Below are 21,157 nucleotides of genomic sequence, written 5' to 3'. Positions count from 1 at the left end.
TATCTAAATCATCAACTGCTTTTGCTACATTATTTGGGTTTTGCTCTAAAATCCGACGGAAATAATAACCTCGTAAACCATTTTGCTGGAGGTCTGCCATCCGAAGATGAAGGTGGCTATCTAAAGGTTGATATACCAGCGGATCTTCCTTCACACCAGAGAGAAATGACCCAGTTATTCTTCGAATCATTTTTCTTAGGTATGGCAAACTTATCGGAGAACTCTTCTGAGTTCGTCCAAACCAGAGTTATCACAGAAAACTAACACGGAGGAAAACATTATGTTAAAAATGACTCTTAACAACTTGCAACTTTTCGCCCACAAAAAAGGTGGAGGTTCTACATCAAACGGACGTGATTCACAAGCGAAACGTCTTGGAGCTAAAGCAGCCGACGGACAAACTGTAACAGGTGGATCAATCCTTTACCGTCAACGTGGTACACATATCTATCCAGGTGTAAACGTTGGACGTGGTGGGGACGATACTTTGTTCGCTAAAGTTGAAGGCGTAGTACGCTTTGAACGTAAAGGACGCGATAAAAAACAAGTTTCTGTTTACCCAATCGCTAAATAAAAAGGTTCAGTGAACCTTTTTATCCCGAGCCTTGAAATGAAAGGCGAGGAAGCTAGAAGTAGCATAAAATAAGGCTTTCCGAGTTTTCGGAGAGCCTTTTTTTGTTTTGATACCCATAATTCTTTGTTACTAGTGTAGATGAATTTTATGAGCGACATTATTTTTCCTAGGTGGAAAAGTTCTGAAATATGGTATAATGAACAGATAGAGAAGTTGGGGGTAAAAGATGAACATTCAACAATTACGCTATGTTGTGGCCATTGCCAATAGTGGTACTTTCCGTGAAGCTGCTGAAAAGATGTATGTTAGTCAGCCAAGTCTATCTATTTCTGTTCGCGATTTGGAAAAAGAGTTAGGCTTTAAAATTTTCCGTCGGACGAGTTCGGGGACTTTTTTGACCCGTCGTGGTATGGAATTTTATGAGAAAGCGCAGGAATTGGTCAAAGGATTTGATGTTTTTCAGAATCAGTATGCCAATCCTGAGGAAGAAAAGGATGAATTTTCCATTGCCAGCCAGCACTATGACTTCTTGCCACCAACCATTACGGCCTTTTCGGAACGTTATCCTGACTACAAGAACTTTCGTATTTTTGAGTCTACTACAGTTCAAATCTTAGACGAAGTGGCCCAAGGACATAGTGAGATTGGGATTATCTACCTCAACAATCAAAATAGAAAGGGCATCATGCAACGGGTTGAAAAGCTTGGTTTAGAAGTTATTGAACTAATTCCTTTCCAGACTCACATTTATCTTCGTGAAGGGCATCCTTTAGCACAGAAAGAGGAATTGGTCATGGAGGATTTAGCGGATTTACCAACGGTTCGTTTTACTCAGGAAAAGGATGAGTACCTTTACTATTCAGAGAACTTTGTCGACACCAGCGCGAGCTCGCAGATGTTTAATGTGACCGACCGTGCTACTTTGAATGGTATTTTGGAGCGAACGGATGCCTATGCGACAGGTTCAGGATTTTTAGATAGTGACAGTGTCAATGGAATCACAGTCATTCGTCTCAAGGATAATCTAGATAATCGCATGGTCTATGTCAAACGGGAAGAAGTGGAGCTTAGCCAAGCTGGGACTCTTTTCGTAGAAGTCATGCAAGAATATTTTGATCAAAAGAGGAAATCATGAAAAAAAGAGGAATAGTAGCAGTCATTGTACTGCTTTTGATTGGGCTGGATCAGTTGGTCAAAAATTATGTTGTCCAGCAGATTCCACTGGGTGAAGTGCGTTCGTGGATCCCAAATCTCGTTAGCTTGACCTATCTGCAAAATAGAGGAGCAGCCTTCTCCATGCTACAAGATCAGCAGTGGTTATTTGCTGTCATTACACTGGTCGTCATGGTAGGTGCCATTTGGTATCTACATAAACACATGGAGGATTCTCTCTGGTTGGTTTTTGGACTGACTTTGATAATAGCGGGAGGTCTGGGCAACTTTATCGACAGAATGAGTCAAGGTTTTGTGGTGGATATGTTTCACCTAGACTTTATCAACTTTGCGATTTTCAATGTTGCTGACAGTTATTTGACAGTTGGTGTCATTGTTTTATTGATTGCAATGCTTAAAGAGGAAGTAAATGGAAATAAAAATTGAAACTGGTGGGCAACGTCTAGACAAGGCTCTGTCGGACCTGACAGAATTGTCACGCAGTCTCGCGAATGAACAAATCAAGGCTGGACAAGTCTTGGTTAATGGGCAAGCTAAGAAAGCCAAATACACTGTCCAAGAGGGGGATATCGTCACCTACCATGTGCCAGAACCAGAGGTTTTAGAGTATGTGGCTGAGAATCTGCCACTCGAGATTATCTACCAAGATGAGGATGTAGCCGTTGTTAACAAACCTCAAGGGATGGTGGTTCATCCCAGCGCTGGTCATACTAGCGGAACCTTGGTCAATTCCCTCATGTACCATATCAAGGACTTGTCAGGTATCAATGGTGTTCTTCGACCGGGTATCGTTCACCGCATTGACAAGGACACGTCTGGTCTCCTTATGATTGCGAAGAATGACGAGGCCCACTTAGCACTCGCGCAAGAACTCAAGGACAAGAAGTCTCTCCGTAAATACTGGGCGATTGTTCATGGCAATCTTCCCAATGATCGTGGTGTGATTGAAGCTCCGATTGGTCGTAGTGAAAAAGATCGTAAGAAACAGGCAGTGACTGCTAAAGGGAAGCCTGCCGTAACACGTTTTCATGTTTTGGAACGCTTTGGAGATTATAGCTTAGTGGAGTTGCAACTGGAAACAGGACGTACCCACCAAATCCGTGTTCATATGGCTTATATTGGCCATCCTGTCGCTGGTGATGAAGTCTATGGTCCTCGTAAAACCCTGAAAGGACATGGACAATTTCTCCATGCCAAGACTCTAGGTTTTACCCATCCGAGAACAGGTGAAACCTTGGAGTTCACAGCAGATATTCCAGAGATTTTTAAAGAAACGCTGGAAAGATTGCGTAAAACTGAGAATAAATAAAAGAGTTGAGATAGCTGTCTCAACCTTTTTATTTCAAGTCTTTTCTATTTTAAAGCATTCATGTTATAATGGATAAATATGAAGAATCGGAGTGAGAATATGAAGTACAAACGAATCGTCTTTAAAGTAGGGACCTCCTCCTTGACAAATGAAGACGGGAGTTTATCAAGAAGTAAAGTAAAGGCAATTACCCAGCAATTGGCTATGCTTCATGAAGCTGGACATGAGTTGATTTTAGTTTCATCTGGGGCAGTTGCCGCTGGCTTTGGAGCTTTGGGTTTTAAAAAACGTCCGACCAAGATTGCAGATAAACAAGCTTCCGCTGCAGTTGGTCAGGGACTTTTGTTGGAGGAATACACAACCAACCTCCTCATGCGCCAAATCGTTTCTGCACAAATCTTGCTGACACAGGATGATTTTGTAGATAAACGTCGCTATAAGAACGCCCATCAGGCCTTGTCCGTATTGCTTCATCGTGGGGCAATTCCTATCATTAACGAGAATGATAGCGTCGTTATTGATGAGCTCAAGGTTGGGGATAATGACACTCTAAGTGCCCAGGTAGCGGCGATGGTCCAAGCGGATCTTTTAGTTCTCTTGACGGATGTGGACGGTCTCTATACTGGCAATCCCAACTCAGATCCAACAGCCAAACGCTTGGACAAAATCGAGACTATCAATCGTGAGATTATTGATATGGCTGGTGGAGCAGGTTCTTCAAATGGAACTGGGGGTATGCTGACAAAAATTAAGGCGGCTACGATTGCAACGGAGTCGGGTGTACCAGTCTATATTTGCTCCTCCTTGAAATCTGATGCCTTGATTGAGGCAGCTGAAGAAACTAGGGATGGTTCCTTCTTTGTTGCGCAAGAGAAGGGACTTCGTACCCAGAAACAATGGCTGGCCTTCTATGCTCAAAGTCAGGGAACGATTTGGGTAGATGGTGGAGCTGCAGAGGCACTTTCAAAAAACGGGAAAAGTCTCCTTTTATCGGGTGTGGTAGAAGTGGAAGGAAACTTCTCTTACCACGATATTGTCACAGTGGCTGATAAAGAAACGGGTCAATCTCTTGGGAAGGGACGTGTCCAATTTGGTGTCTCAGCCCTAGAAGATATGCTCCGTTCTCAAAAAGCTAAGGGAGTCTTGATTCACCGTGATGACTGGATTTCCATCACTCCTGAAATCCAGCTGCTCTTTACAGAATTTTAGAGGTGAACGATGGTAAGTACACAAGAACAATTTGAACAGGTACAGGCTGTTAAGAAATCAATCAATACTGCCAGTGAAGCAGTGAAAAACCAAGCCTTGCTAGCTATGGCTGATCAGTTATTGGCAGCTACTGAGGAGATTCTAGAGGCCAATGCCCTCGATATGGCAGTGGCCAAGGGGAAAATTTCAGATGTCATGCTAGACCGTCTTTATTTGGATGAGGGACGTATAGAAGCGATGGCAAGAGGGATTCGTGAAGTGGTTGCTTTACCAGATCCTATCGGTGAAGTTCTAGAAACAAGTCAGCTTGAAAATGGCTTGGTTATTACCAAGAAACGTGTGGCCATGGGGGTTATTGGGATTATCTATGAAAGCCGTCCAAATGTGACGTCTGATGCGGCTGCTTTGGCTCTCAAGAGTGGGAATGCGGTCGTTCTTCGTAGTGGGAAGGACGCCTACCGAACTGCTCATGCTATTGTCACAGCTTTGAAGAAGGGCTTGGAGACGACTACTATTCATCCTGATGTGATTCAACTGGTGGAAGATACCCGTCGAGAAAGTAGCTATGCTATGATGAAGGCTAAGGGCTATCTAGACCTTCTCATTCCTCGTGGAGGGGCTGGCTTGATCAATGCTGTGGTTGAAAATGCTATCGTACCTGTTATCGAGACAGGAACTGGAATTGTTCATGTCTATGTGGATAAGGATGCCGATGAAGACAAGGCTCTATCTATCATCAACAATGCTAAAACCAGTCGTCCTTCTGTCTGCAATGCCATGGAGGTCTTGCTGGTTCATGAAGACAAGGCAGCACGTTTTCTTCCTCGCTTGGAGAAAGTGCTGGTTACAAGTCGGAAAGAAGCTGGACTGGAACCAATTCAATTCCGCCTAGATAGCACAGCAAGTCAGTTTCTTTCAGGTCGAGCAGCCGAGGCACAAGACTTTGACACCGAGTTTTTAGACTATATCCTAGCAGTTAAGATTGTGAGCAGTTTAGAAGAAGCAGTTGCCCATATTGAAGCCCACAGTACCCATCATTCGGATGCGATTGTGACGGAAAATGTTGAAACTGCGGCTTTCTTTACAGATCAAGTGGACTCAGCAGCGGTTTATGTCAATGCCTCAACGCGTTTCACTGATGGTGGGCAGTTTGGTCTTGGATGTGAGATGGGAATTTCTACTCAGAAACTGCACGCGCGTGGACCAATGGGCTTGAAAGAGTTAACCAGCTACAAGTATGTGGTTACTGGTGACGGACAGATAAGGGAGTAAGAGATGAAGATTGGATTTATCGGTTTGGGGAATATGGGTTCTAGCTTGGCTAAGGCTGTCTTGCAGGCCAAGACGGGTGCTCAGATTCTCCTTGCCAATCGCAGTCAAGCAAAAGTAGATGCTTTTATCGCCAACTTCGGCGGTCAGGCTTCCAGCAATGAAGAAATTTTTGCAGAAGCAGATGTGATTTTTCTAGGAGTAAAGCCAGCCCAGTTTTCTGAACTGCTTGCTCAATACCAGACTATCCTTGAAAAAAGAGAGAGTCTTCTTTTGATTTCCATGGCTGCTGGATTGACCTTGGAAAAACTGGCTAGACTTCTTCCCAGTCACCACCGAATTATTCGCATCATGCCCAATACTCCAGTGGCTATCGGCCAAGGAGTGATTAGTTATGCCATGTCAGCAAATTGTCGTGCTGAGGACAGGGAACTCTTTTGTCAGCTTCTAGTCAAGGCTGGTCTCTTGGTTGAACTTGGGGATGGCTTAATAGATGCTGCGACAGGTCTTGCAGGTTGTGGACCAGCTTTTGTCTATCTCTTTATCGAGGCTTTGGCAGATGCGGGTGTACAGACAGGATTGCCACGAGAAATGGCTTTGAAAATGGCAGCTCAAACAGTAGTTGGCGCTGGACAAATGGTCCTTGAAAGTCAGCAACATCCTGGAGTATTGAAAGACCAAGTTTGTAGCCCAGGAGGTTCGACTATCGCGGGTGTAGCAAGTCTGGAAGAACATGCCTTTAGAGGTACCGTCATGGACGCAGTTCATCAAGCCTACAAACGAACACAAGAATTAGGTAAATAAGAGGTTGGATGACTCCCAGCCTCTTTTATGCTCTTTTGAAATCAGAAGACGCAAAAAGATTGTCACAAAAACCTATTTTTTTGATAGAATAGAAAGTAGAAAAAAAGAAATGAGTTAGACATGTCAAAAGGATTTTTAGTCTCTCTTGAGGGACCAGAGGGAGCAGGAAAGACCAGTGTTTTAGAGGCTCTACTCCCAATTTTAGAGGAAAAAGGAGTAGAGGTGTTGACGACCCGTGAGCCAGGTGGAGTCTTGATTGGAGAGAAGATTCGGGAAGTGATTTTGGATCCAAGTCATACGCAGATGGATCCTAAAACGGAACTCCTCCTCTATATCGCCAGTCGTAGACAGCACTTGGTGGAAAAAGTTCTTCCAGCACTTAAAGCTGGCAAGTTGGTCATTATGGACCGCTTCATTGATAGTTCTGTTGCTTATCAGGGATTTGGCCGTGGCTTGGATATTGATGCCATTGATTGGCTCAATCACTTTGCGACAGATGGCCTTAAACCCGATTTGACCCTCTATTTTGACATTGAGGTAGAAGAAGGGCTGGCTCGCATTGCTGCCAATAGTGACCGCGAGGTCAATCGTTTGGACTTGGAAGGCTTAGACTTGCACAAGAAAGTTCGTCAAGGTTACCTTTCTCTTCTGGACAAAGAAGGAAATCGCATTGTCAAGATTGATGCGAGTCTTCCTTTGGAGCAAGTTGTGGATGCTACCAAGGCTGTCTTGTTTGACAGAATGGGCTTGGATAAATGAAACAAGAACAACTAAAAGCTTGGCAGCCAGACCAGTTTGACCGTTTTGTCCGTATCCTAGAACAAGATCAGCTCAATCACGCCTATCTCTTTTCAGGTTTCTTTGGAAGCTTGGAAATGGCGCAGTTTTTGGCTAAGAGCCTCTTTTGTACGGATAAAGTAGGCGTTTTACCATGTGAGAAATGCCGAAACTGCAAGCTGATTGAGATGGAAGAATTTCCCGATGTTACCTTAATTAAGCCGGTCAATCAGGTCATCAAGACAGAACGCATTCGGGAATTGGTGGGTCAGTTTTCTCAAGCAGGGATTGAAAGTCGGCAGCAGGTTTTTATTATCGAGCAGGCGGAGAAAATGCATCCTAACGCGGCTAATTCTCTGCTCAAGGTCATCGAAGAACCCCAGAGTGAAGTTTACATTTTCTTCTTGACCAGCGATGAGGAAAAAATCTTGCCAACAATCCGTAGTCGGACCCAGATTTTCCATTTTAATAAGCAAGAAGAAAAGCTCATCCATCAATTAGAACAAGCAGGTCTGGTCAAGAAAAAAGCGACTCTTTTAGCCCAGTTTTGTCAATCACATGCTGAAGCAGAAAAACTGGCAAATCAGGCAAGTTTTTGGACCTTGGTCGATGAGAGTGAACGCCTACTGACCTGGTTATTAGCCAGGAAAAAAGAAAGTTATCTCCAAGTTGCTAAATTAGCCAGCTTGGCAGATGACAAGGAAAAACAAGATCAGGTCTTGCGAATCCTCGAAGTGCTCTGTGGGCAGGATCTCTTGCAAGCAAGGATTCGACAGATTTTACAAGATTTGCTAGAAGCCAGAAAAATGTGGCAAGCCAATGTTAGCTTTCAAAATGCCATGGAATATCTGGTCTTGAAAGAAATATAAACTCAATGAAGGATAAAGAAAGGAAAGGGCTGGTTTATGGACAAAAAAGAATTATTTGATGCACTGGACGATTTTTCCCAACAGTTATTGGTGACCTTGGCCGATGTGGAAGCCATCAAGAAAAATCTCAAGAGCCTGGTAGAGGAAAATACAGCTCTTCGATTGGAAAATAGTAAGTTGCGCGAACGCTTAGGCGAGGTGGAAGCAGATACACCTGTTAAGGCCAAGCACGTTCGTGAAAGCGTCCGCCGAATCTATAAAGATGGGTTTCACGTATGTAATGATTTTTATGGACAGCGCCGCGAGCAGGACGAGGAATGTATGTTCTGTGATGAGTTGTTATATAGGGAGTAAGCATGCAGATTCAAAAAAGTTTTAAGGGACAATCTCCCTATGGCAAGCTTTACCTAGTGGCAACGCCGATTGGCAATCTAGATGACATGACCTTTCGTGCTATTCAGACCTTGAAAGAGGTGGACTGGATTGCTGCTGAGGACACGCGCAATACAGGTCTTTTGCTCAAGCATTTTGACATCTCCACCAAGCAGATTAGTTTTCATGAGCACAATGCCAAGGAAAAGATTCCTGACTTGATTAGTTTTCTGAAAGCGGGACAAAGTATCGCTCAGGTCTCTGATGCGGGTCTGCCTAGTATCTCAGATCCTGGGCATGATTTGGTCAAGGCAGCTATTGAGGAAGAAATCGCAGTTGTTACCGTTCCAGGTGCTAGTGCAGGAATTTCTGCTTTGATTGCCAGTGGTTTGGCGCCACAGCCACATATCTTTTACGGTTTCTTACCGAGAAAATCAGGCCAGCAAAAGCAATTTTTCGACTTAAAAAAAGATTACCCAGAAACTCAGATTTTCTACGAATCGCCCCATCGTGTAGCGGATACATTGGGAAATATGCTAGAAGTCTACGGTGACCGCTCGGTAGTCTTGGTCAGGGAATTGACCAAAATCTATGAAGAATACCAACGAGGAAAGATTTCAGAGTTACTAGAAAGTATTGCTGAAACGCCACTCAAGGGTGAATGCCTTCTCATTGTTGAAGGTGCCAGTCAGGATGTGGAGGAAAAGGACGAGGAGGACTTGTTTTCAGATATCCAATCACGCATCCAAGAAGGAATGAAGAAAAATCAAGCCATAAAGGAAGTTGCGAAACTCTACCAGTGGAATAAAAGTCAGCTCTACGCTGCCTACCACGATTGGGAAGAAAATCAAGAAAATGACTAAACAGGGAAGTTTGCCTTCTTCCCTTTTTTTGTTATACTAGTAGAAGAAAAATTAGAAAGATTTGTGGGAGTGAAAAAGTCCGGGGGACTTTTTCAGCCTGAGCCAAGAAATTCGAGAGCGAAGTAAGTCCTGTGGACTTTTTCAGTCTGAGCCTAGAAACTCTTAATCTCGTAAGTTTAGTTGGCTTTTTCAATGTGAATCTTGTCTTCACACTCCCAAAGAGGTATTAGTGTCATGTCTCAATCTTATATCAATGTTATCGGAGCAGGTTTGGCAGGGTCTGAAGCGGCTTACCAAATCGCAGAACGTGGTATTCCAGTTAAACTCTATGAAATGCGTGGTGTCAAGTCAACACCTCAGCATAAAACAGATAATTTTGCGGAGTTGGTTTGTTCCAATTCTCTTCGTGGCGATGCCCTGACAAATGCAGTGGGTCTCCTCAAGGAAGAAATGCGTCGCTTGGGTTCGGTCATCTTGGAATCTGCCGAGGCTACACGTGTTCCTGCTGGTGGAGCCCTTGCGGTGGACCGTGATGGTTTCTCTCAAATGGTGACTGAAAAAGTGGCTAATCACCCCTTGATTGAAGTGGTTCGTGATGAAATTACAGAATTGCCGACTGATGTTATTACAGTTGTCGCTACTGGTCCTTTAACCAGCGATGCCCTAGCTGAAAAGATTCATGCCCTTAATGACGGTGATGGTTTCTATTTCTACGATGCGGCGGCGCCGATTATCGATGTCAATACCATCGATATGAGCAAGGTCTATCTCAAGTCTCGTTATGACAAGGGAGAAGCAGCCTACCTCAATGCCCCTATGACCAAGCAAGAATTTATGGATTTCCATGAAGCATTGATCAATGCGGAAGAAGCCCCGCTCAATTCGTTTGAAAAAGAAAAGTACTTTGAAGGTTGTATGCCTATCGAAGTCATGGCTAAGCGTGGCATTAAAACCATGCTTTATGGTCCGATGAAGCCAGTCGGTTTGGAGTATCCAGACGATTATACAGGCCCTCGTGACGGGGAGTTCAAAACACCGTATGCAGTTGTCCAGCTTCGTCAGGACAATGCGGCTGGTAGCCTCTACAATATCGTTGGTTTCCAAACCCACCTCAAATGGGGAGAACAAAAGCGTGTCTTCCAAATGATTCCAGGTCTTGAAAATGCTGAGTTTGTCCGTTATGGGGTCATGCATCGCAATTCTTATATGGATTCACCAAATCTTCTTGAACAGACTTACCGTTCTAAGAAACAACCAAACCTCTTCTTTGCTGGTCAAATGACGGGTGTAGAAGGCTATGTTGAGTCAGCAGCTTCAGGCTTGGTTGCAGGTATTAACGCGGCTCGTCTCTTCAAGGGTGAAAGTGAAGCTATCTTCCCAGAGACCACAGCGATCGGAAGTCTAGCTCATTACATCACCCATGCTGACAGCAAACATTTCCAACCGATGAATGTCAATTTCGGAATTATCAAGGAATTGGAAGGCGAGCGTATCCGTGATAAGAAGGCTCGTTATGAAAAAATTGCAGAGCGTGCTCTTACCGACTTAGAGGAATTTTTAACGGTCTAATTTTTTTCAAAGAATTGCTCATGATACTATAAAAATCTTAGAAATTGTGATAAAATAGGTAGGATAAAAAAAGGAGAGTAAAAATGGCGAACCCCAAGTATAAACGTATTTTAATCAAGTTATCAGGTGAAGCCCTTGCCGGTGAACGTGGCGTAGGGATTGATATCCAAACAGTTCAAACAATCGCAAAAGAGATTCAAGAAGTTCATAGCTTAGGTATCGAAATTGCCCTTGTTATTGGTGGAGGAAATCTCTGGCGCGGAGAACCTGCTGCAGAAGCAGGAATGGACCGCGTTCAGGCTGATTACACTGGAATGCTTGGGACCGTGATGAATGCTCTTGTGATGGCAGATTCATTGCAACAAGTTGGTGTCGATACGCGTGTGCAAACTGCCATTGCGATGCAACAAGTGGCAGAACCTTATGTACGTGGACGTGCCCTTCGCCACCTTGAAAAGGGTCGTATCGTTATCTTTGGTGCTGGTATTGGTTCACCTTACTTCTCAACAGATACAACAGCAGCCCTTCGTGCAGCTGAAATCGAAGCGGATGCCATCCTTATGGCTAAAAATGGCGTAGACGGTGTTTACAATGCCGATCCTAAGAAAGACAAAACTGCCGTTAAGTTTGAAGAATTGACCCACCGTGATGTTATCAATAAAGGTCTTCGTATCATGGACTCAACTGCTTCAACCCTCTCTATGGACAACGACATTGACTTGGTTGTCTTCAATATGAACCAACCAGGCAACATCAAACGTGTCGTATTTGGTGAAAATATCGGAACAACAGTTTCAAACAATATCGAAGAAAAGGAATAAGAAAATTATGGCTAATGCAATTGTAGAAAAAGCTAAAGAGAGAATGACCCAGTCTCACCAATCACTTGCTCGTGAATTTGGTGGTATCCGTGCCGGTCGTGCCAACGCAAGCTTGCTAGACCGTATCCACGTAGAATACTACGGAGTCGAAACTCCTCTTAACCAAATCGCTTCAATTACCATTCCAGAAGCGCGTGTCTTGTTGGTAACACCATTTGACAAGTCTTCATTGAAAGACATCGAACGTGCCTTGAACGCTTCTGACCTTGGTATCACACCAGCTAATGACGGTTCTGTGATCCGCTTGGTTATCCCTGCTCTTACAGAAGAGACTCGTCGTGACCTTGCCAAAGAAGTGAAGAAGGTCGGTGAGAATGCTAAAGTGGCTGTCCGCAATATCCGTCGCGACGCTATGGACGAAGCTAAAAAGCAAGAAAAAGCAAAAGAAATTACTGAAGACGAATTGAAGACTCTTGAAAAAGATATTCAAAAAGTAACAGACGACGCTGTGAAACACATCGACGACATGACTGCCAATAAAGAAAAAGAAATCTTGGAAGTCTAAAAATAAACAGAAAAACTCAGTTGGCATTGCTGGCTGAGTTTTATTCGAAAGAAGGAAATATGAATACAAATCTTGCAAGTTTTATCGTTGGACTCATCATCGATGAAAATGACCGTTTTTACTTTGTGCAAAAGGATGGTCAGACCTATGCTCTTGCTAAGGAAGAAGGTCAACATACAGTAGGGGATACGGTCAAAGGTTTTGCCTACACGGATATGAAGCAAAAACTCCGCTTGACCACTCAAGAAGTTACTGCGACTCAGGACCAATTTGGTTGGGGAACCGTAACAGAAGTTCGAAAGGACTTGGGTGTCTTTGTCGATACCGGTCTACCTGATAAGGAAATCGTTGTGTCACTTGATATCCTCCCTGAGCTCAAGGAACTCTGGCCTAAGAAGGGGGATAAACTCTACATCCGTCTTGAAGTGGACAAGAAAGACCGAATCTGGGGACTCTTGGCTTATCAAGAAGACTTCCAACGTCTGGCTCGTCCTGCCTACAACAACATGCAGAACCAAAACTGGCCAGCCATTGTTTACCGCCTCAAGCTATCAGGAACTTTTGTATACCTACCAGAGAATAACATGCTTGGTTTCATTCACCCAAGTGAGCGCTACGCAGAGCCACGTTTGGGGCAAGTGTTAGATGCGCGTGTCATTGGTTTCCGTGAAGTGGACCGTACCTTGAACCTATCCCTCAAACCACGTTCCTTTGAAATGTTGGAAAATGATGCTCAGATGATTTTGATCTACTTGGAAAGCAATGGCGGTTTCATGACCTTAAATGATAAGTCATCTCCTGAGGACATCAAGGCAACCTTTGGCATTTCTAAAGGTCAGTTCAAGAAAGCACTCGGTGGCTTGATGAAGGCTGGCAAAATCAAGCAAGACCAGTTTGGTACAGAGTTGATTTAGGTCTTATAGACATGATAAAGAAACTTGAAGAAATGAGTTTAGAGGAACTCTGGCAACTTTTTCCTATTTTTCTAGTAGAGCACAAGTCAGAGTGGAAAGACTGGTATGAATCGGAAAAAGCAAATCTGAAAAAAATATTGGGTGCAAATGTTATTAAAAGAATAGAACATATCGGTAGCACTGCTATCCCTAATATTTGGGCCAAAAATATCGTTGATATTCTGCTAGAAGTAGGTAAAATAGCGGATTTAGCAAGAGTTAGGGATTTATTGGTGAAGAATGGTTGGCTAGTGATGTCAGAGAGTCCTAACAGGATTTCGCTAAATAAAGGATATACAGATCAGGGATTTGCTGAGAAAGTTTTTCATTTACATTTGCGAATGACGGGAGATCATGACGAGATTTATTTTAGAGATTATCTCTGCCAGCATCCTGATATCGCCCAAGCGTATCAGGAATTAAAACTAAGTTTGTGGAAAAAATTTGAACACAATCGAGACGCCTATACAGATGCTAAAACAGATTTTATAAACCACTACGTTTCAGAGGCTAAGTCCAGTAATTTTCAAGAATCAGAAAAGTGTCATCAAAAAACTCTTGATAGGAGAAAGAATTGAGAAAATCATTTTACACTTGGCTCATGACCGAGCGCAATCCTAAAAGTAATAGCCCAAAAGCCATCTTGGCAGATCTCGCTTTTGAGGAGTCAGCTTTTCCAAAACACACGGATGATTTTGATGAGGTGAGTCGCTTTTTGGAGGAGCATGCCAGCTTCTCTTTTAACCTAGGAGACTTTGACGCCATCTGGCAAGAATACTTAGAACACTAGAGACAATGAGATGAGGCTAGTATTTTATTGTTCTCTTTGCTATAATAAAAAGAAATAAACGGATTAGAGAGGTTCTTTATTTGAAGGAACATTCAATAGACATTCAACTGAGTCATCCAGATGACTTGTTCCATCTTTTTGGTTCCAATGAGCGCCATCTTCGTTTGATGGAAGAAGAGCTCGATGTGGTGATTCATGCTCGTACGGAGATTGTGCAGGTTATCGGAGAAGAGTCTACCTGTGAGGAAGCCCGTCAGGTTATTCAGGCTTTGATGGTCTTGGTAAATCGTGGAATGACAGTCGGCACACCAGATGTGGTCACTGCGATTGGCATGGTCAAAAACGATGAAATTGACAAGTTTGTCGCCCTTTACGAAGAAGAAATTATCAAGGACAATACTGGGAAACCAATTCGTGTCAAAACCTTAGGTCAAAAGCTTTATGTGGACAGTGTCAAACAGCATGATGTGACCTTTGGAATCGGGCCTGCTGGGACAGGGAAGACCTTTCTTGCAGTGACCTTGGCAGTGACTGCCCTTAAACGTGGGCAAGTCAAGCGAATTATTCTGACTCGACCAGCAGTGGAAGCAGGTGAGAGTCTAGGATTTCTTCCGGGTGATCTTAAGGAGAAGGTCGATCCTTACCTTCGACCTGTTTACGATGCTTTGTACCAAATTCTCGGAAAAGATCAAACGACCCGTCTCATGGAGCGCGAAATTATCGAAATCGCTCCCCTTGCCTACATGCGTGGTCGGACCTTGGATGATGCCTTTGTCATTCTCGATGAGGCACAAAATACGACCATCATGCAGATGAAGATGTTCCTGACTCGTTTAGGATTTAATTCTAAGATGATTGTCAATGGAGATATCAGTCAGATTGACCTGCCACGCAATGTTAAGTCCGGTTTGATTGATGCCCAAGAAAAGCTCAAGAACATTCATCAAATCGACTTTGTTCATTTTTCAGCCAAGGATGTGGTTCGCCATCCAGTTGTCGCTCAGATTATTCGGGCTTATGAACCAGCTCCAGTTAAGGTTGAAGAAAAGAACCAAGAAATAGAATAGCAAAAAAGCAGTTCAGATGTGAACTGCTTTTTTTAATGAGTGTCTAGCTTTAAACAAGTTCGTCGATAGACGTGTAATCTTTATCGAGACCTTTAGCAACTGGGAGACTGGTCAAGTAACCTTGATAGGTGGTAACACCTTGACGCAAGCCCTCATCTTCAGCAATTGCTTGTGAGAATCCTTTGCCAGCAAGAGCTTCGATATAAGGAAGAGTGACATTGGTTAGGGCGATAGTAGAGGTACGAGCAACTGCACCAGGGATATTGGCAACGGCATAGTGGAGAACACCGTGTTTTTCATAGACGGGTTCATCGTGTGTTGTCACACGGTCAGCTGTTTCAATAACACCACCTTGGTCAACGGCCACGTCAACGATGACAGAGCCTGGACGCATTTGTTTGACCATCTCATCTGTCACCAATTTCGGTGCTTTGGCACCAGGGATGAGCACCGCTCCAATCACTACATCAGCATCTCTCACACTTGCTTTGATGTTGAATGAATTAGACATAAGAGTTTGAATTTGGTTTCCAAAGACTTCTTCTAGAACTGAGAGACGTTTGGCACTGATATCTAAAATAGTCACTTGAGCACCAAGTCCAAGGGCGATGCGGGCAGCATGTGTCCCGACGACACCACCACCGATAATGGTTACTTTTCCTTTTGGAACACCTGGTACACCACCAAGTAGTACACCAGAGCCACCAGCTTGTTTGGTAAGGAAGTGAGCTCCGATTTGAACCGCCATACGACCAGCAACCTCACTCATAGGAACGAGGAGTGGTAGTTGTCCTTGATTATCACGAACAGTTTCATAGGCAATTCCTGTTGTTTTTGCTGCTAACATAGCATCTGCTAATTCTGGAGCAGCGGCCATGTGCAAGTAAGTGAAGAGGAGAAGATCATCGCGCAAGTATCCGTATTCAGAAGCTAGAGGTTCTTTTACTTTCACGACTAACTCTGCTGCCCAGGCTTCACCAGCAGTAGCGACAATCTCAACTCCTTGCTTTTGATAGTCAGCATCAGTAAATCCTGAACCAAGACCAGCATTTGTTTCGATGAGGACGCGATGTCCACGAGAAACTAAGCTATGGACACCAGCAGGTGTGAGGGCGACACGGTTTTCGTTATTTTTAATTTCTTTTGGAATTCCGATTAACATAGAGATAACCTACCTTTCAATTGACGGTCTTGTTTTGGTTGTCACATTCCAGTTCATAAATCAAAAATGTGATGGTTTTATTGTATATGAAACCGCTTCAAAAATCAAGAAAAACTTGTCATTCAAATTTATTTATGCTAGACTAGTGAGAATCAAGTTCTAATGGAGGGAAAAGTATGGAATCAATATTTGTGAAATTTTCCAAGTATCCAACTATAGAAACGGAGCGTTTATTGCTCCGACCTGTAACCTTGGACGATGCAGAAGCTATGTTTGAGTATGCCTCGGACAGAGAAAATACGCGCTACACTTTTCCAACCAATCAAAGCTTGGAAGAAACCAAGAATAACATTGCTCAGTTTTACTTGGCCAATCCCTTAGGACGGTGGGGAATAGAACTAAAAAGCAATGGTCAGTTTATCGGTACCATTGATTTGCACAAGATTGATACTGTTCTTAAGAAGGCAGCTATTGGTTACATTATCAATAAAAAGTATTGGAATCAAGGATTGACAACAGAAGCCAATCGAGCCGTGATTGAACTGGCTTTTGAAAAGATTGGAATGAATAAGTTGACCTCTCTTCACGATAAGGAAAATCCTGCATCTGGCAAGGTCATGGAGAAATCAGGCATGCGTTTTTCCCACGAAGAACCCTATGCCAGAATGGATAATAAAGAACCAGGTAGAATCGTCACAAGAGTTCATTATGTCTTGACTAAGGAAGACTATTTGGCAAATAAATAAGCAGTTGAAAAGATTTTTCAGTTGTTTTTTTCTTCCTCTTACGAATAACTTAAGAGAGGAGAAAATATGGAAGCAATTATCGAGAAAATCAAAGAGTATAAAATCATTGTCATCTGTGCTTGTTTGGGTTTGGCCTTAGGCGGTTTTTTCCTGCTAAAGCCAAGTTCACAAACATCTGTGAAAGAAACAAATTTACCGGCTGAGGTTGCTGCTATTTCAAAGGATTCATCGTCTGAAAAAGAAGTGAAGAAGGAGGAAGAAAAGGAAGAGTCCCCTGGACAAGATTTGATTACAGTAGATGTCAAAGGTGCTGTCAATTCACCAGGAATTTATGACTTGCCAGTCGGTAGTCGGGTCCATGATGCGGTTCAGAAGGCGGGTGGATTAACAGAAGAAGCAGATAGTAAATCGCTCAATCTCGCTCAGAAAGTCAGTGACGAGGCTCTTGTCTATGTTCCAACTAAGGGAGAAGAAGCAGCTAGCCAGCAGACTGGTTCTGGAACGACTCCTTCGACAAGTAAAGATAAGAAGGTCAACCTCAATAAAGCTAGTCTGGAAGAACTCAAGCAGGTCAAAGGCTTGGGAGGAAAACGAGCGCAGGATATTATCGACCATCGTGAGGCAAATGGCAAATTCAAGTCGGTAGATGAATTAAAGAAAGTCTCTGGTATAGGCGCTAAGACCATAGAAAAGCTAAAAGATTATGTCACAGTGGATTAAGAATTTCCCTATTCCTCTAATCTATCTGAGCTTTCTGTTGCTCTGGCTTTACTATGCCATTTTTGGAGTGTCCTATCTCGCTCTGCTAGGTTTTGTTTTTTTGCTGATCTGCCTCTTTTTCCAATTTCCTTGGAAATCGGCTGGTAAAGTTCTAGCGATTTGTGGAGTTTTTGGAATTTGGTTTTTGTTTCAAAATTGGCAACAGACACAAGCTAGTCAGAACCTAGTGGATTCTGTTGAGAGGGTACGGATTTTACCAGATACCATCAAAGTCAATGGAGACAGTCTGTCCTTTCGGGGCAAGGCTGACGGCAGCACTTTCCAAGTTTACTATAAACTCCAGTCCGAGGAGGAGAAAGAGTACTTTCAAGCCTTAACAGACCTTCACGAGATAGAGCTAGAAGGGAAAGTCTCTGAACCTGAAGGACAGAGAAATTTTGGTGGATTTGACTACCAAGCCTATCTAAAGACTCAAGGGATTTACCAGACACTGACTATCAAGAACATCCAGTCGCTTAAAAAGGTTAACAGTTGGGATATAGGAGAAAATCTGTCTAGTTTACGTCGAAAGGCTGTAGTTTGGATCAAGACGTACTTTCCAGATCCTATGCGCAATTATATGACAGGTCTTCTTTTAGGACATTTGGACACGGACTTTGAGGAGATGAATGAGCTTTATTCCAGTCTTGGAATTATCCATCTCTTTGCCTTGTCGGGTATGCAGGTGGGCTTCTTTATGGATGCTTTTAAGAAACTCCTCTTGCGATTGGGCTTGACCCAAGAAAAGTTGAAGTGGCTAACTTATCCCTTTTCTCTTATCTATGCAGGTCTGACAGGATTTTCAGCATCGGTCATTCGCAGTCTCTTGCAAAAGTTACTGGCCCAACATGGTATTAAGGGTTTGGATAATTTTGCCTTGACGGTCCTTGTCCTTTTTATCATTATGCCAAACTTTTTCCTAACTGCAGGAGGAGTCTTGTCCTGCGCTTATGCTTTTATCTTGACCATGACTAGCAAAGAAGGCGATGGGATCAAGGCAGTTGCTAGAGAAAGTCTAGTCATTTCCTTGGGAATATTGCCTATTCTATCCTTCTATTTTGCAGAATTTCAGCCTTGGTCTATCATTTTGACCTTTGTCTTTTCCTTTCTGTTTGATGTGGTCTTTTTGCCACTTTTGTCCATCTTATTTATTCTGTCCTTTATTTACCCAGTCACTCAGTTTAACTTTGTCTTTGAGTGGTTGGAGAATATCATTCGATTGGTATCGCAGCTGGCAAGCAGGCCTCTGGTCTTTGGTCAACCCAACGCATGGCTGTTAATTCTACTGTTAATTTCCTTGGCAATACTGTATGATTTTAGGAAAAATATCAAAAGAGTAGCTGGAGTCAGCTTATTGATTATAGGTCTCTTTTTCCTAACCAAACATCCGCTGGGTAATGAAATCACCATGCTGGATGTGGGGCAAGGTGAAAGTATTTTCCTACGGGATGTGACTGGGAAAACTATTCTCATAGATGTAGGTGGTAAGGCAGAATCTGATAAGAAAATCGAGGCTTGGCAAGAAAAGTCGACGACCAGCACTGCCCAGCGTACCTTGATTCCCTATCTTAAAAGTCGAGGAGTAGATAAGATTGACCAGCTGATTTTGACCAATACAGACAAGGAACATGTTGGTGATTTACTGGAGGTGACCAAGGCTTTCCATGTTGGGGAGATTTTAGTATCAAAAGGAAGTCTGACACAGAAGGAATTTGTAGCGGAACTAGAAGCAAGTCAAAACAAGGTACGTAGTGTGGTAGCTGGGGAGAATTTCCCGATTTTTGGCAGTTTCTTAGAAGTCCTATCTCCAAGGAAGATTGGAGATGGGAATCGTGATGATTCTCTGGTTCTTTATGGAAAACTTTTGGATAAGCACTTTCTCTTCATAGGAAATTTGAAAGAGAAGGGAGAGAAGGATCTTCTAAAGCAATACCCTGGCTTAGAGGTGGATGTCCTGAAAGCAGGCCAACATGGTGCTAAAACCTCATCAAATCCAGCTTTCCTAGAAAAAATCAAACCAGAAATTACTCTCATTTCAGTCGGAAAGAGCAATCGTGCGAAACTCCCCCATCAGGAAACCTTGACACGACTGGAAAGTATCAAGAGTAAGATCTACCGAACTGACCAGCAAGGGGCTATCCGCTTTACAGGGTGGAATAGTTGGAGAATTGAAACGGTTCGATAAAATAGACAAACTTTTCGAAAAATTGACTTTTTATCTTGACAAGGAATAGAAAACTTGGTATCATATAAAAGTTGAGAAAAGCAGAAGTGAGAGCTTCTCGCCTTGTGACATCAAGTTGCCTGGCCCTACGGATGAAAAGTTTCTAAGAAACGCTATCATAACGTGCGGGCTTGTATTATTACGAGTCCGCTATTGTTTTTCTCTAATAATAAAAAAGAGGTGAAAACCATAGCAAAGCAAGACTTATTCATCAATGATGAAATTCGTGTACGTGAAGTTCGCTTGATCGGTCTTGAGGGAGAACAGCTAGGCATCAAGCCACTCAGCGAAGCGCAAGCATTGGCTGATAGTGCAAATGTTGACTTAGTATTGATTCAACCCCAAGCAAAACCACCTGTTGCTAAAATTATGGACTACGGTAAGTTCAAATTTGAGTACCAGAAAAAGCAAAAAGAACAACGTAAAAAACAAAGTGTTGTTACTGTGAAAGAAGTTCGTCTGAGTCCAACTATTGACAAGGGTGACTTTGACACAAAACTTCGCAATGCACGCAAGTTCCTTGAAAAAGGAAATAAAGTTAAGGTATCCATTCGCTTTAAAGGGCGTATGATCACCCATAAAGAGATTGGTGCAAAAGTTTTAGCCGAGTTTGCTGAAGCAACACAAGATATTGCGATCATCGAACAACGAGCTAAGATGGATGGACGCCAAATGTTCATGCAGTTGGCGCCAGCAACTGACAAAAAATAATTGTCAGAAAGTTAAATAAAGGAGAAAAAATCATGCCAAAACAAAAAACACACCGCGCATCAGCTAAACGTTTCAAACGTACAGGTTCTGGTGGACTTAAACGTTTCCGTGCTTACACTTCTCACCGTTTCCACGGAAAAACTAAGAAACAACGTCGTCATCTTCGTAAAGCATCTATGGTGCATTCAGGAGATTTCAAACGTATCAAAGCAATGCTTACTCGCTTGAAATAATAGCCTAACAGTAAGTAAACAATTCTAGGAAATATTTGGAGGAAATAAAACATGGCACGTGTTAAAGGTGGCGTTGTATCACGCAAACGTCGTAAACGTATTCTTAAATTAGCAAAAGGTTACTATGGAGCTAAACACATCTTGTTCCGTACTGCAAAAGAACAAGTAATGAACTCTTACTACTATGCATACCGTGACCGTCGTCAGAAAAAACGTGACTTCCGTAAATTGTGGATCACTCGTATCAATGCGGCAGCTCGTTTGAACGGACTTTCATACTCACAATTGATGCATGGTTTGAAATTGGCTGAAATCGAAGTTAACCGTAAAATGCTTGC

Annotated in this window: 25 protein-coding genes, 2 pseudogenes and 1 other annotated feature; of the genes and pseudogenes, 25 read left to right on the top strand and 2 right to left on the bottom strand. The window is 43.0% G+C overall.

Going from position 1 to position 21,157, the window contains the following annotated elements; all coding sequences use genetic code 11:
• Window positions 1-66: 66 nt before the first annotated feature.
• Window positions 67-264: pseudogene (locus tag HMPREF0849_RS10805) on the top strand (hypothetical protein); the annotation flags it as partial.
• Window positions 265-280: 16 nt separating this feature from the next.
• Entirely contained in the window at window positions 281-574 is a 294-nt protein-coding gene (gene rpmA, locus HMPREF0849_RS01210) for a 50S ribosomal protein L27 (RefSeq protein ID WP_000916509.1), read from the top strand.
• 162 nt (window positions 575-736) lie between these two features.
• On the opposite strand, the pseudogene HMPREF0849_RS10635 reads toward rpmA, so the two are convergent.
• A pseudogene (locus tag HMPREF0849_RS10635) lies at window positions 737-808 on the bottom strand (AraC family transcriptional regulator); the annotation flags it as partial.
• Between HMPREF0849_RS10635 and HMPREF0849_RS01205 the strand changes: the two are divergent.
• The 17 genes from HMPREF0849_RS01205 (at window position 801) to HMPREF0849_RS01125 (ending at window position 14,984) form a co-directional block, all read left to right on the top strand.
• Complete coding sequence (locus tag HMPREF0849_RS01205) at window positions 801-1,709, top strand: LysR family transcriptional regulator (RefSeq protein WP_001025724.1); 909 nt, start codon at window positions 801-803, stop codon at window positions 1,707-1,709. The pseudogene HMPREF0849_RS10635 and the gene HMPREF0849_RS01205 sit on opposite strands and share 8 nt — an antisense overlap.
• Window positions 1,706-2,173 carry a signal peptidase II gene (lspA, locus tag HMPREF0849_RS01200; protein ID WP_000745683.1) on the top strand — a complete coding sequence of 156 codons (468 nt, stop codon included), beginning with the start codon at window positions 1,706-1,708 and terminating at the stop codon, window positions 2,171-2,173. The genes HMPREF0849_RS01205 and lspA overlap by 4 nt, the downstream gene beginning before the upstream one ends.
• Window positions 2,157-3,056: an RluA family pseudouridine synthase gene (locus HMPREF0849_RS01195; protein ID WP_000403226.1), complete on the top strand. Its 900-nt coding sequence runs from the start codon at window positions 2,157-2,159 to the stop codon at window positions 3,054-3,056. Before lspA ends, HMPREF0849_RS01195 begins: the two co-directional genes overlap by 17 nt.
• Before the next feature lie 99 nt (window positions 3,057-3,155).
• Window positions 3,156-4,265 carry a glutamate 5-kinase gene (gene proB / locus HMPREF0849_RS01190; protein WP_000875725.1) on the top strand — a complete coding sequence of 370 codons (1,110 nt, stop codon included), beginning with the start codon at window positions 3,156-3,158 and terminating at the stop codon, window positions 4,263-4,265.
• A 9-nt stretch (window positions 4,266-4,274) separates the two neighbouring features.
• A complete protein-coding gene (locus tag HMPREF0849_RS01185) occupies window positions 4,275-5,537 on the top strand; it encodes a glutamate-5-semialdehyde dehydrogenase (protein ID WP_000255273.1) in 1,263 nt (420 codons plus the stop codon).
• A gap of 3 nt (window positions 5,538-5,540) precedes the next feature.
• Entirely contained in the window at window positions 5,541-6,338 is a 798-nt protein-coding gene (gene proC / locus HMPREF0849_RS01180; RefSeq protein WP_000689720.1) for a pyrroline-5-carboxylate reductase, read from the top strand.
• 120 nt (window positions 6,339-6,458) lie between these two features.
• Window positions 6,459-7,097 carry a dTMP kinase gene (gene tmk, locus HMPREF0849_RS01175; protein ID WP_000033370.1) on the top strand — a complete coding sequence of 213 codons (639 nt, stop codon included), beginning with the start codon at window positions 6,459-6,461 and terminating at the stop codon, window positions 7,095-7,097.
• On the top strand, window positions 7,094-7,984 hold the full coding sequence (locus HMPREF0849_RS01170; RefSeq protein WP_000808200.1) for a DNA polymerase III subunit delta': 891 nt from the start codon (window positions 7,094-7,096) through the stop codon (window positions 7,982-7,984). Before tmk ends, HMPREF0849_RS01170 begins: the two co-directional genes overlap by 4 nt.
• 36 nt (window positions 7,985-8,020) lie before the next feature.
• Complete coding sequence (gene yabA / locus HMPREF0849_RS01165; protein ID WP_000358229.1) at window positions 8,021-8,338, top strand: DNA replication initiation control protein YabA; 318 nt, start codon at window positions 8,021-8,023, stop codon at window positions 8,336-8,338.
• 2 nt (window positions 8,339-8,340) lie between these two features.
• On the top strand, window positions 8,341-9,219 hold the full coding sequence (rsmI, locus tag HMPREF0849_RS01160; protein ID WP_001166893.1) for a 16S rRNA (cytidine(1402)-2'-O)-methyltransferase: 879 nt from the start codon (window positions 8,341-8,343) through the stop codon (window positions 9,217-9,219).
• A gap of 234 nt (window positions 9,220-9,453) precedes the next feature.
• On the top strand, window positions 9,454-10,788 hold the full coding sequence (gene trmFO, locus HMPREF0849_RS01155) for a methylenetetrahydrofolate--tRNA-(uracil(54)-C(5))-methyltransferase (FADH(2)-oxidizing) TrmFO (protein WP_000083706.1): 1,335 nt from the start codon (window positions 9,454-9,456) through the stop codon (window positions 10,786-10,788).
• 83 nt (window positions 10,789-10,871) lie between these two features.
• Window positions 10,872-11,609: a UMP kinase gene (pyrH, locus tag HMPREF0849_RS01150; RefSeq protein ID WP_000002996.1), complete on the top strand. Its 738-nt coding sequence runs from the start codon at window positions 10,872-10,874 to the stop codon at window positions 11,607-11,609.
• 7 nt (window positions 11,610-11,616) lie between these two features.
• Window positions 11,617-12,174 carry a ribosome recycling factor gene (gene frr, locus HMPREF0849_RS01145; protein ID WP_001262235.1) on the top strand — a complete coding sequence of 186 codons (558 nt, stop codon included), beginning with the start codon at window positions 11,617-11,619 and terminating at the stop codon, window positions 12,172-12,174.
• Window positions 12,175-12,233: 59 nt separating this feature from the next.
• Window positions 12,234-13,088, top strand: coding sequence for an RNA-binding virulence regulatory protein CvfB (gene cvfB / locus HMPREF0849_RS01140; protein WP_001095463.1), 855 nt, complete (start codon window positions 12,234-12,236; stop codon window positions 13,086-13,088).
• Window positions 13,089-13,099: 11 nt separating this feature from the next.
• On the top strand, window positions 13,100-13,705 hold the full coding sequence (locus HMPREF0849_RS01135; protein ID WP_009013489.1) for a GrpB family protein: 606 nt from the start codon (window positions 13,100-13,102) through the stop codon (window positions 13,703-13,705).
• Entirely contained in the window at window positions 13,702-13,917 is a 216-nt protein-coding gene (locus HMPREF0849_RS01130; protein WP_001232084.1) for a YozE family protein, read from the top strand. The genes HMPREF0849_RS01135 and HMPREF0849_RS01130 overlap by 4 nt, the downstream gene beginning before the upstream one ends.
• An 80-nt stretch (window positions 13,918-13,997) precedes the next feature.
• A complete protein-coding gene (locus HMPREF0849_RS01125) occupies window positions 13,998-14,984 on the top strand; it encodes a PhoH family protein (RefSeq protein WP_000658170.1) in 987 nt (328 codons plus the stop codon).
• A gap of 49 nt (window positions 14,985-15,033) precedes the next feature.
• On the opposite strand, the gene ald is transcribed toward HMPREF0849_RS01125, so the two are convergent.
• Entirely contained in the window at window positions 15,034-16,146 is a 1,113-nt protein-coding gene (gene ald / locus HMPREF0849_RS01120; protein ID WP_000904716.1) for an alanine dehydrogenase, read from the bottom strand.
• 176 nt (window positions 16,147-16,322) lie between these two features.
• Between ald and HMPREF0849_RS01115 the strand changes: the two genes are divergently transcribed.
• From HMPREF0849_RS01115 to rplT, 6 genes are all read left to right on the top strand, one after another.
• Window positions 16,323-16,892, top strand: coding sequence for a GNAT family N-acetyltransferase (locus tag HMPREF0849_RS01115; RefSeq protein ID WP_000443765.1), 570 nt, complete (start codon window positions 16,323-16,325; stop codon window positions 16,890-16,892).
• Between the two features lie 66 nt (window positions 16,893-16,958).
• Window positions 16,959-17,612 carry a helix-hairpin-helix domain-containing protein gene (locus HMPREF0849_RS01110; RefSeq protein ID WP_000387310.1) on the top strand — a complete coding sequence of 218 codons (654 nt, stop codon included), beginning with the start codon at window positions 16,959-16,961 and terminating at the stop codon, window positions 17,610-17,612.
• Window positions 17,596-19,836, top strand: a complete 2,241-nt coding sequence (locus HMPREF0849_RS01105) for a DNA internalization-related competence protein ComEC/Rec2 (RefSeq protein ID WP_000084754.1) — start codon at window positions 17,596-17,598, stop codon at window positions 19,834-19,836. Before HMPREF0849_RS01110 ends, HMPREF0849_RS01105 begins: the two co-directional genes overlap by 17 nt.
• Before the next feature lie 72 nt (window positions 19,837-19,908).
• Window positions 19,909-20,040 (top strand) — a sequence feature (ribosomal protein L20 leader region).
• Window positions 20,041-20,055: 15 nt separating this feature from the next.
• Window positions 20,056-20,586: a translation initiation factor IF-3 gene (infC, locus tag HMPREF0849_RS01100; protein WP_000848184.1), complete on the top strand. Its 531-nt coding sequence runs from the start codon at window positions 20,056-20,058 to the stop codon at window positions 20,584-20,586.
• Window positions 20,587-20,618: 32 nt separating this feature from the next.
• Window positions 20,619-20,819: a 50S ribosomal protein L35 gene (rpmI, locus tag HMPREF0849_RS01095; RefSeq protein ID WP_001125942.1), complete on the top strand. Its 201-nt coding sequence runs from the start codon at window positions 20,619-20,621 to the stop codon at window positions 20,817-20,819.
• Between the two features lie 51 nt (window positions 20,820-20,870).
• Window positions 20,871-21,157 (top strand): 50S ribosomal protein L20 (gene rplT / locus HMPREF0849_RS01090; RefSeq protein ID WP_033605338.1); only part of this gene is annotated, 287 nt, incomplete at its 3' end.

It is taken from the genome of Streptococcus sp. C300, from assembly GCF_000187645.1.
Taxonomy (GTDB): Bacteria; Bacillota; Bacilli; order Lactobacillales; family Streptococcaceae; genus Streptococcus; species Streptococcus oralis_CQ.
This window is presented reverse-complemented; position numbering and strand designations above follow the sequence as displayed.